Source organism: Streptomyces sp. H27-C3 (assembly GCF_030063415.1).
Lineage (GTDB): Bacteria > Actinomycetota > Actinomycetes > Streptomycetales > Streptomycetaceae > Streptomyces.
Window position 1 is genome coordinate 40,637 of record NZ_JASITA010000049.1, and the last position, 9,613, is coordinate 50,249.

Genomic DNA, 9,613 nt, shown 5'->3' on the forward strand with positions numbered 1-9,613 from the left:
GCCGGGCCTGTGAATGACTGCGGCACCGCCGGGTTGCCGCTGGTGGGCGTGCCGGGGTTGCGGGCGGCGAGGCCGTCCAGGAGCCGGATGTATGCGGCGCGTTTCGGCGGCCGGGGCTCGGTCCGCCCCGACTCCCAGCCGGTGATGGTCTCGCGCCGCACCGACAGCGCCCGCGCGACCTGGTCCTGACTCAGCCCTCCTGCCTCACGCAGTCGCTTGCGTTCGGCGGGATCCGGCAAGTCGTCCTGCGCAGCCGCCTGTTCCAGCAACGCGTCGACCGACGCGAACGGCTTGTCGTGCTCGTTGGACACAGCGATCACCTCCATCCCCCACCCCACTCGGAACACACAGCTGGTCGCATCGAAACGCACAACATTTCCTTGAGTCCACATCCAGGTGCAGCGATGATCGTCCACAAGGGGCCCTGAGCGCCGATCTCCGCCCCGGATGACGGATGGGGCCCCGGGGCGATGGGGCCCCGGGGCGGTTGATCGTCAACGAGAGGCGCACTCAGGCGGCTTATCGGGGCTACTGATCACGGCCGGGGGCTGTAGGTTCTCGCGGCCCGTGACATAGGCCGTCGCCCTGACCAGGGGCTCTCTGGGCTGTCTCAGCCCATGTGCGTGTCTGGTATCTCAGGATCGTGGCATTTCTTCAGGGTCGGCTTCGGCAGTCGACCAACAGCTTCTGCCCACTCACGCTGGGCTGGTGCCCGCTCCATGCGGCTTGCGATGTCCGTCTTGACCGTGGCGTCCAAGGTTTCCGGGAGCTTGCCGAAAGTGGCGGGAAGCATGTCGAGCAGGCTCAAGAACTGCTCGCCGCTCGGGGCCGTCAGCAGCAGTTCGCATCTCCATTGCGGCGACACCTCGGGGCGGTGACTGAGGTGATGCACGAGTGCGGGGGACAAGTAGTGCGTCGCTCCGGGAGCGAGGTGGTCCCGAAGCCAGTCGACCGGAAGCTGCTGGCTGAAGCCGTATGCACCGGCCTCCCGCTCCAGATCGAGGAGCTGTTCGGTATCGACTGCCCGGATCGTGCGGGGAAGAGTTGGGGCCATGCCGTGATGATGCCAAGAAGCCGCCGCAGGGCCGGCAGCGCTCTTCCCCTTCGTGGGGCCAGCCCTCCATCACCCATAAGAGTGAACGCTCCGAGCTGCGGATCTCATAGTCGCTGCATAAATGCCATCCATATGCAGCTGACGCTGAGATTATGAAGCGGAATTTGAGACCGTACAGGGGCGGGCGTCACGTCTGGGCCATGTCGACGAACCGGCTGTAGTGGAGTTGCGCAGCGACGGTGATCGTTGCTGTTGGTCCTCCCCTGTGCTTGCCGATGATCAGGTCGGCTTCGCCCGCGCGCGGTGACTCCTTCTCGTACGCGTCCTCGCGGTGCAGGAGAATCACGATGTCCGCGTCCTGTTCGATGGCGCCGGACTCCCGCAGGTCGGAGATCATCGGCTTCTTGTCCTGGCGCTGTTCGGGGCCGCGGTTGAGCTGGGACAGGACCACGACGGGCACGTTCAACTCCTTGGCCAGGAGTTTGAACTGGCGGCTCATCTCGGAGACTTCGACCTGCCGGTTCTCGGCCTTAGCTTGACTCTGTCGGGGATCTTGGAGTTACCGAGGTCAGCTGCCCAGGGTTCGCCAGGATTTCGGCCGGGGGATCTGGTGCTGATCGAGGTAGTTCTGGAAGGCGGTCGGCTGACGGGGCGGGGGTGCTTCCGCGGTCGGTGGCAGTCTGCTGAGGCGCTCGATGTTGACGGCGATGGCGGTCAGGACGTGCTGGAGGTGGGCCTTGTCCTGTCCTCGGTAGCGGCAGCGGCGCATGCCGTGGCCGTGGACGAACTCATTGACCGTGCCCTCTACTCCGGAGCGGACCGCGTAGCGGGTCTTCCACTCGGGCGTCTGCTGCTCGGTGCGCACGCGGAGTTGCAGGTCACGCAGTTCTCGCGGTGGGAAGCCCACGTTACGGGCGCTTTCGCGGGAGGTGGTGCACTGGGCGCGGGCCGGGCAGGGCTGGCACTGGCCCTTGGTGAACCGTGCCACGATCAGCGGGGCCGCGGTGGGTGAGGAGGTCGGGTAGGGGCCGTGCCAGCCCCGGCTGACCTGGCCCTGGGGGCAGGTGACCTGTCGTTGGTCGTAGTCGATGTGGAAGTCGTCCCGGCCGAAGCCTTCATTCTGGCGGTGCTGGCGGGTGGGGTTGCCCGGCAGCGGTCCGGTGACAGTGACCCGATGCTGTCAGGCGGCCTGGGCCACGAGGACCAGGGAGGTGTAGCCGCTGTCGACCAGGTGCTCGGCGGGCAGCAGGCCGCGGCGGTGCAGGCGGGTGTGGATGCCGGGCAGGACCTTGCTGTCGTGTGTGGTGGCCGCGGTGGTTCAGTTCGGCGGCCACCGTGATCGGGTCGGCGGGCTCCCCGCGCCCGTAGAGGTCCAGGATGGTGCTGAAGACGGTCTCGTGGGCGGGCCGGTAGAAGTTCGTTCCGGTGACGATGTCGATGACTTCGCCGATCGCATCCTTCGACAGCAGCATGGCGCCGATCACGGACTGTTCGGCGTCCAGGTCCTGAGGCGGTACCCGCTCGAATCCCTGGGCGCTACGGCGGGCATCACGGCTGTCGTCGTACGGCGCACCGGTGGTGACGTCGGGGGCCTCTACGGTGGTCATGTGCACTCCTGTTCGGTCTGAGAGCTGGCTGGGGTGCTGGCGGGCCGTCCGGGCAAACGGGCGGCCCGCACTGCGTACAGCGTCACTGCGGAACGGTGTGGTTCTGCGCCTGACCCGGAACCGTGGGCAGGCCCAGCGCGGCGACGGCTTCCTGCTGAAGCAGCGCCCCGGCCTTGCGCCGGTTCTCCTCGGCTTCGGCTTCGGCCTCAGCAGAGCGGGCACCGGCGGTCTGGCGCCGGGCCCGGGCATCACTGCGCGGGTTCTTCTCCCGGCGGCGCCCGGAACTCTTCCCAGCCTGGGCAAAGGCCTTGGCAGCGGCGATCACATCGGCGGGCACCGGATCCTCTGAACGAGCGGCCGGCTTCTGCTCCTGGGCCTCCGGGTCGATACGGCAGGGAACGCGGTCAGCGGCAGCACGATGCGGGTGATTCGGGCACGCGCCCTCCACCGGGCCCCGGTTCGCCGCCGTGCCGGTGGGCGCACCGGCACGGCGCCAGGCGCTGAAGCGGGGCAGGTTCTTCAACCGGGCCGGGATGACCCTGGGGTACGCACCACGGATCGAACGCTCATCAGCGGTCAGCCACCGCTCGAACTCCGCGTCCAGCGGCCAGCCCTGACGGCGGGCCGTTTCGGCAAGCAGCTTGGCGTACTTCTCAACGTCCTGGAGCCCGCAGGCCCAGCGGCCGGGCAGGTCCGCAAGGAACTCGCCCGCCGCGTGCAGCTCGGCCTCGGCTCCGGCCAGGGCAGCCCCAGCACGAGCCATCCGACCGGCGCCAGCAGCTTGTTGCTCACCGTGTATTTCCCCCTCGGTCGTGACGTCAGTGTCGTGTCGATCTTTTCGCCCGGCGGTGACGGTGGACAAGGCGCTCTCCTGCCGCCCCGGTCTGGAACATGGCCTCTTCCCTTCGGCTATCGCGTAGGAAAGAGGTGTCGTCGTCCGGAACGGGCTTGCCCACCAGGGGTGACCTGCGAGAACGGGCGGTGTCCGTTTGGGGGAGCCCACACCTGCGGTCCCCCGCTGGAAGCAACCGTCCAGCCAACGGTTCACCGCCGCTCGGTGCAACCCCGGCCCGGCGCCGTCAGGCCGGGACCGGCTGTGCGCTCCCCCAACGCAGCGCGTGCCGCACGGTCGCGGTCATCCACTCCATTGCCTGGGCCTCGGTGGGGTCGGTCATCCGGAAGGTGGCGCTGACCGAGCGCATGCCGCCGTTGTGGTGGGCGGTGCCGGTCAGGTATTCCCAGACGTGCACGCGCGGCTCTTCGCGTCGCTGCTGTCGGCGGTGGGTCGGCTCCGGTGGAATCTGCTGCCGAACCCAGGCGCGGTCCTGCTCACCCTGCCCATGGCAGGCGCGCAGCAGGACGTCGTTCCATTCACCCAGGCCGGGATGGGGCACGAACTCGAGGACCGCGTCGCGGAACCAGCCGCGGAGCTTCGGGTCGTCGTCCTCAATGCGGTCCTGGCCACCGCCGTCCACGAGCTGGCCGACAATGCGGCCGAGCTGCGCTACCGGCTCCAGGTCGCCGGTCCACGCGTAGTTGACGGCCTCGAACACCCTCCAGGTCTGCTCGGTCCACTCGCCTTCGTTCGGGCTGGTGTTGATGCCCCACCCCGCACCGAGCCGGACGGCCTGCATGAACTTCATGCCGATGTTGCTGACAAACTTCTTGCCCGTGGTTCCGGTCAGCCGGTGCCGGACGTGCGGGGTGCGGGAGCGATGGAACCCGAGTTCCGGTGACCAGCACCACGGGTCACGCTTGTAAACGGGCGCCGGTAAGAGCGGCAGCGGTGATCGCGTGCAGTCCTGGGTGCGCAGCCACACATTCCTCCCGACTCTCGGGCTACAGGGACGGCCGACGCCGTTCTCGGCCAGGTCAGCCGGGCCAGGTACCCGTCACATGTCTGACAGTGGTGGCGCCGGCCCGGTCGACGGTGGCCTTGACGATGGCGAAGATCGCGCCCTGGAGGGCCGCGGCGAGGAGGATCTCCTGCCACGTACGGTCTTCGTCGGTGGCGTCGGGGGCGTCGTCGTCGTGTCCGATCATCTTCCACGCCTGCTTGAAGGCCGCGCCGGCGAGCATTCCGCTGACGGCGCCCAGGGCCAGACCGACCGGCTTGTAGGCGATCTTCGATGCCTTCACCGGCACCGCCTGCTGCGCCGAATGAACAGGAAGACAACGAGCGCGGCCGCCGCAGCGAGCAGGGGGGTGCGCTTCGCCCGCGCCATGCTCGCGGCCTGTGCGGCCTTCTCCCCTACGGGGTCGGGTGTCTTGTCCGCCGCGAGCTGTCTGGCGCGGGACGCCACGCCGCGGACCTGCGCTGCGGCTGCGGCTGCCTTGTCGAGGACCGGATCGGGGGTCTTGTCCTTCACCAGCTGTTTGGCCTGTTCCGCCTTGCCGCGCGCCTGGCCGGTCAGATGTGCGGCCTTCTGTGTGGCTTGCTCCTTGACGGCGGCGGCCTGCTCCTGCGCCCGGGCCTTCACGTCGGCTTTGGCCGCCAGCGCCTCGACGGTCTCGCCCAGCTCCTCGCGGGTGTGCTCGACCTGCTGCCGCAGCTCCTCAGGAGTGGGGGCGGACTCGCTGCCATAGGGCTTGTCGCTCATCGCTGGGTCTTCTCCTTGATCTCGGCCACGTCGGCCTTGACGCTGTCGACGGTCTGCCCAGGCACGGGCGGCCCGGCGTTGGCGATCTGCTTCTTGCCGACCATCGCCATGACGGCGGCGGCCGCTGCCAGCACGGCGGCGACGATCAGCGCCGAAGCCCACAGGGGAAGCAGCAGTGCCACGGCGGCGATCCCGGCGCCCGTCAGGGCCTGTGCGGCCAGGAAACCGGTCAGGCCGGCCCCGCCGAACAGGCCGCCGCCCACCCCGAACCGCTTGCCCTTCGCGGTCATTTCAGCCCGGGCCAGCTGCATCTCTTCGCGTACCAGTTCAGAGAGCTGCTGCGACGCGCGGGTCACCAGCGCACCCACCGAGTCATCGGAGTCGTGGGCGTGGCGCTCAGCGCTACTCACGAGTCTTCACCTTGCCTTCCTCGTGCTGCTCGCAACGGATAACCATCGTTGGCTGCACGATGGCGGCCATCCGCATTGCGGGGGCGGCGCCGCGCCGCTCAGTTGTCGCTCTTGGTCCCGGTGGTGTCCTGGATGGGGGCGTCGGCGTTGCGTTTGACCGAGTCGATGCCGTTCAGGCAGGAACGATGCGTCTCGTAGTGCTCGCTGGTCGCGATGACCTGCCCGTTGGTCGCGATCAGAACGAAGTGATAGCCCTTGCCCGGCTGGTGCCGGACCTCGAAGCGAGCCGCCATGACAGATCCTCCTCTTTGGATGTATACGCTGCTGTCCGTAGTGCGGTTACCCCGCAAGGGGCCGAACACCCGCCCCGCGCCGCCGCTTTTACCCCAGGCGGCGTACAAGCAGGCGAGGTGTGGCCCGCGCCAGTGCGGCTGCGGCCAGCCCGATGGCGGCTCCCGCCGCGACATCGGAGGGGTAGTGGGCGCCGTCGTGGACGCGCTCGATCGCCACCAGAACCGTCGGTACGGCGCAGGCGGCGCCCGCCCACGGCCAGCTCGGGGTAACGGCGGCGGTGAAGGCGACGGCCGCGGCGGTGTGCCCGGAGGGGAAGGAGGAGCTGTCGGGCCGCTCCTCCACCTCCTCGTGCGGGAACCACTCCTTCGGGGGCCGGCGGCGCTCGACGAGCTGCTTGGCGACCCCGTTGGCAAGCACCTGCGCGACCGCCATGCCCGCGATACCCGCCGCCGCGGCCCTGCGGCCCCTCCAGCCGCCCCCGGCCGCCATGAGGGCGGCCGCCGCCCACCACAGCTTCGTGTTCTCGGCGGCGTCCTCCACCTGCGGCAGCAGGCCACGCGCCCAGACCGAGTCCCAGGACGCCATGCGTTTGGTCAGCCGGTTCTCGCCCGTGCGCAGGGCCTCCAGAATCCTCATGGTGAGCAGCTTCCCCGGCAGAGGCGGTTCAGACGATGGTCACTCCATGCGGCGGCGGTCCTCATCACTCCATTTGCGGGTGTCGCGCGGCGGGACGTAGGGCTCCTCACCTTGGGGGTGGCCTCCGGCGATTGCGCGCTGGCGGGCCATCTCGGCGTCGAACTCCAGCCCGAGGAGGACGGCGAGGTTGGTGATCCACAGCCACACCAGGAAGATGATCACGCCGGCGAGGGTGCCGTAGGTCTTGTTGTAGGAGGCGAAGTTCGCGACGTAGAACGCGAAGCCGGCCGAGGCGATCATCCAGATCAGCAGTGCCAGGAAACTGCCAGGGGTCACCCACTTGAACCCGCGGCCCTTCGCGTTCGGAGCAGCCCAGTAGAGCAGCGCGATCATGATCGTGACCAGGAGGAGCAGAACCGGCCACTTGGCGATCGACCACACTGTCAGCGCACTGTCACCAATCCCCAGAGCAGTACCCACCTGCCGTGCCAGGCCCCCCGTGAACACCACGATCAACGCGCTGACGACGGCGAGGATCATCAGCACGACGGTAAGAGCCAGGCGCAGCGGCAGGACCTTCCATACCGGGCGGCCCTCGGGCATGTCGTAGACGGCGTTGGAGGCGCGGATGAACGCGGCGACATATCCGGAGGCGGACCAGATCGCAACGGCGAGGCCCACGATCGCCAGGAGCGAGCCGACACCGGCGTTGCCCTGCAACTGCTGGACCGCGCTGCTGATCACATCACGCGCCGAGCCGGGGGCGAGCTTTTGCAGGTTGTCCAGGACCTGCTTGGTCACCGAGTCGCCGACGATGCCCAGCAGGGACACCAGCACCAGCAAGGCCGGGAAGAGAGCCAGCACCCCGTAGTAGGTCAGCGCCGCCGCCCGGTCGGCGAGCTCGTCGTCCTTGAACTCCTTGAGCGTGCCCCGCAACACCCCCATCCAGGACCGTTTGGGCAGCTCGGTGAGCTGGTCAGGGGCCCGCTCCTCCACCCGCTCATCCGGCCCCACACTGTTGTCCCGGTCCGCGTCGAAGCGGTCGTGGTCGTCTCCGCGTCCTGATTTCGGTGTGATAGGTGCCATACCTGGCAGCTTGCCACCACAACGCAACCCATGCCTCCCAGTCCCGGCTCAATGCCGAGAACACGTTGGCACTGGGCCGCGCGGGCAGGCGCCACAAGAAGGTGCAAAAGGTACCGCTCCTGTGAACGTGAAAGGAGAGTGCACATGATCCCCCGAGAGCAGATCCCGACCGTGCTGGACCACCCGGTCCACGACAGTGACGGGAACAAGATCGGCGAAGCCAAGCACGTCTTCCTCGACGACGCCACCGGCCGGCCCGAGTGGGTCAGCGTCAAGACCGGCCTGTTCGGCACCAGCGAGTCCTTCGTCCCGATCCAGGACGCCACCCTGGTCGAAGACCACCTGGAGGTCCCCTTCGCCAAGGACAAGATCAAGGACGCACCCCACGTCGACGTCGACTCCGGCGGCCACCTCTCCGAAGACGAAGAACACCGCCTGTACGAGCACTACGGCATCGACTGGGACGCCGCCTGGACCCAGGCAAATCAGCCCGGCACCAGCGGCTGGGCCCGCATCGGCGACACCAGGCAGAGCGCGGCGGACATGGACGCCTCCGGCGACGCGATGACCCGCCGGAGCTCACCGTCGTCCAGGCCGGGCAGCTCCCGGTCGATGTCCGTGGCGATCCGGGCGCGGCGGGGGTGGATGACGTTGCCGCAGTTCTCGCAGTCCTCCCCGGTGTCCAGCCGGATCCCGTCGTCGCACTTGCGGTGCGAGCAGGCGCGCCGCTGGGGCGGCCCCGTCGGATCAGCCGCCCGTACGGGCCGGTGACCAGGACCTCGCCACCGGCCTCCCTCCAGGCGGTCGGTGAGCCGGTCGGCCAGCAGCCGCGGCGCACCCTCCGGCGCCACTCCCAGGCCCGCCAGGTGTGCCAGCAACGGCGGCCTTGGCGGTGGCGCCACTCTCGGCGGCAAGGGCGGCGCCGGCGGCGCGGCCAGTCCGGTGTGCCCGGGCAAGCCCGGCGGCAACGGCACCACCGGCGCTGCCGGCAAGACCACACTCCCCTGTTGACCACCTCCGATGAGCGGGTCGCCGCGGCAGGACAGGAAGCACCGGTCCGGGACATCGCACCCCGTGACTACTGATCGCTGATGGGAAGTCAGTGAAGTGCGGGACCCGGACAAGCGCCCGGCTGAGATTCCTCAGCCGGGCGCTGTCCGTCGTGCTTGCCGAAGATCCATGGACCGGTGTCGACGACGATGTGGGAGGAGCCGATGCCCTCGGTGGCCTCATCGGCTTGGCCGATGTGCCCGTCGGTGGCTTCGGCTTTGAAGCCGACCAGGCTGCTACCGGGCGAGTACTGGGACGCGGCCGTGAGCCCGGCACGAATCTCAGGGCAGCAGGAAGGAGCGCCGCGGGCCGCTGTGTTCACCGGCGGGCGCGGCGGCGGTGTGTGGGCGAGCGGCGGTGCTGCGCGGCGGGCCGTGGGGTGAAGAGGCGTTCTTCGTAACGGCCCAGGGCGAGAATGAGGCCGAGGAAAACAGCGGGAAGCAGGACTGCGAGCGCGGCCACGGCGGGGCCTTTCCAAACGGACGTCAGGACGGTGCGCCGGCAGGAGTACCGGCGGCGTCGAGGACATCAGGCAGAGGCAGTGCCAGGGCCAGAGCCAGTTCGGCCAGCTCTGCTTCCGTGGGATGGACGGGGCCGTGTGCCCCATCCTGGGCGAGAACCCGGATGCGTGGAGTACGGATACCAGTGTGCTCAGCGAGTGCCTGAGCGGTCAGATGACGGCGGCGCATGGTCTGCTGCAGCAACTGCGAAAGGTCAGCCATCTCGTTCACCTGCCCAGCCCACACACACTTAGGGCTCGCAGAGATTCAACATGCGTGTTTGATGTTGTCCGGGGGTTCGGTGCCGTAGGCATCGAGGTAGGCGGCCACGTCTGCGGGGGTGGTGAATCGTGCTGTGGAGCGAGGGACGGTGCAT

General features: G+C 68.7%; 13 protein-coding genes and 3 pseudogenes. 1 reads left to right on the forward strand and 15 read right to left on the reverse strand.

Annotated elements, in window-relative coordinates:
• Positions 1–122: 122 nt before the first annotated feature.
• The 13 genes and pseudogenes from QMK30_RS38580 to QMK30_RS33415 all read right to left on the reverse strand — a co-directional run.
• Positions 123–392: pseudogene (locus tag QMK30_RS38580) on the reverse strand (helix-turn-helix transcriptional regulator); the annotation flags it as partial.
• Between the two features lie 218 nt (positions 393–610).
• Complete coding sequence (locus QMK30_RS33360) at positions 611–1,054, reverse strand: hypothetical protein (protein ID WP_283522081.1); 444 nt, start codon at positions 1,052–1,054, stop codon at positions 611–613.
• 187 nt (positions 1,055–1,241) lie between these two features.
• Positions 1,242–1,586 (reverse strand): annotated as a pseudogene (locus QMK30_RS33365) (DnaB-like helicase C-terminal domain-containing protein); the annotation flags it as partial.
• Positions 1,587–1,622: 36 nt separating this feature from the next.
• Positions 1,623–2,207, reverse strand: coding sequence for a transposase (locus QMK30_RS33370; protein ID WP_349362139.1), 585 nt, complete (start codon positions 2,205–2,207; stop codon positions 1,623–1,625).
• Positions 2,208–2,361: 154 nt separating this feature from the next.
• Positions 2,362–2,661 (reverse strand): annotated as a pseudogene (locus QMK30_RS33375) (DnaB-like helicase N-terminal domain-containing protein); the annotation flags it as partial.
• 82 nt (positions 2,662–2,743) lie between these two features.
• The gene (locus QMK30_RS33380; RefSeq protein ID WP_283522082.1) at positions 2,744–3,424 is read right to left on the reverse strand and encodes a hypothetical protein; all 681 of its coding nucleotides are present in this window, start codon (positions 3,422–3,424) and stop codon (positions 2,744–2,746) included.
• A 316-nt stretch (positions 3,425–3,740) separates the two neighbouring features.
• The gene (locus tag QMK30_RS33385; protein ID WP_283522083.1) at positions 3,741–4,304 is read right to left on the reverse strand and encodes a hypothetical protein; all 564 of its coding nucleotides are present in this window, start codon (positions 4,302–4,304) and stop codon (positions 3,741–3,743) included.
• 229 nt (positions 4,305–4,533) lie between these two features.
• A complete protein-coding gene (locus QMK30_RS33390) occupies positions 4,534–4,800 on the reverse strand; it encodes a DUF4235 domain-containing protein (RefSeq protein WP_283522084.1) in 267 nt (88 codons plus the stop codon).
• On the reverse strand, positions 4,797–5,261 hold the full coding sequence (locus QMK30_RS33395; RefSeq protein WP_283522085.1) for a DUF3618 domain-containing protein: 465 nt from the start codon (positions 5,259–5,261) through the stop codon (positions 4,797–4,799). Before QMK30_RS33395 ends, QMK30_RS33390 begins: the two co-directional genes overlap by 4 nt.
• Positions 5,258–5,671, reverse strand: a complete 414-nt coding sequence (locus QMK30_RS33400; RefSeq protein ID WP_283522086.1) for a phage holin family protein — start codon at positions 5,669–5,671, stop codon at positions 5,258–5,260. Before QMK30_RS33400 ends, QMK30_RS33395 begins: the two co-directional genes overlap by 4 nt.
• A 98-nt stretch (positions 5,672–5,769) precedes the next feature.
• Positions 5,770–5,964 (reverse strand): YegP family protein, encoded by a 195-nt coding sequence (locus QMK30_RS33405; protein ID WP_283522087.1) that lies wholly within the window; start codon positions 5,962–5,964, stop codon positions 5,770–5,772.
• 88 nt (positions 5,965–6,052) lie between these two features.
• On the reverse strand, positions 6,053–6,601 hold the full coding sequence (locus QMK30_RS33410) for a phosphatase PAP2 family protein (RefSeq protein WP_283522088.1): 549 nt from the start codon (positions 6,599–6,601) through the stop codon (positions 6,053–6,055).
• Between the two features lie 39 nt (positions 6,602–6,640).
• Positions 6,641–7,687: a YihY/virulence factor BrkB family protein gene (locus QMK30_RS33415; protein WP_283522089.1), complete on the reverse strand. Its 1,047-nt coding sequence runs from the start codon at positions 7,685–7,687 to the stop codon at positions 6,641–6,643.
• 144 nt (positions 7,688–7,831) lie between these two features.
• Between QMK30_RS33415 and QMK30_RS38970 the strand changes: the two genes are divergently transcribed.
• Complete coding sequence (locus QMK30_RS38970; protein WP_502963272.1) at positions 7,832–8,458, forward strand: PRC-barrel domain-containing protein; 627 nt, start codon at positions 7,832–7,834, stop codon at positions 8,456–8,458.
• Between the two features lie 597 nt (positions 8,459–9,055).
• Here QMK30_RS38970 and QMK30_RS33430 read toward each other — a convergent pair.
• A complete protein-coding gene (locus QMK30_RS33430) occupies positions 9,056–9,199 on the reverse strand; it encodes a hypothetical protein (RefSeq protein ID WP_283522090.1) in 144 nt (47 codons plus the stop codon).
• Positions 9,200–9,222: 23 nt separating this feature from the next.
• A complete protein-coding gene (locus tag QMK30_RS33435; protein WP_283522091.1) occupies positions 9,223–9,459 on the reverse strand; it encodes an XRE family transcriptional regulator in 237 nt (78 codons plus the stop codon).
• Positions 9,460–9,613: the final 154 nt, after the last annotated feature.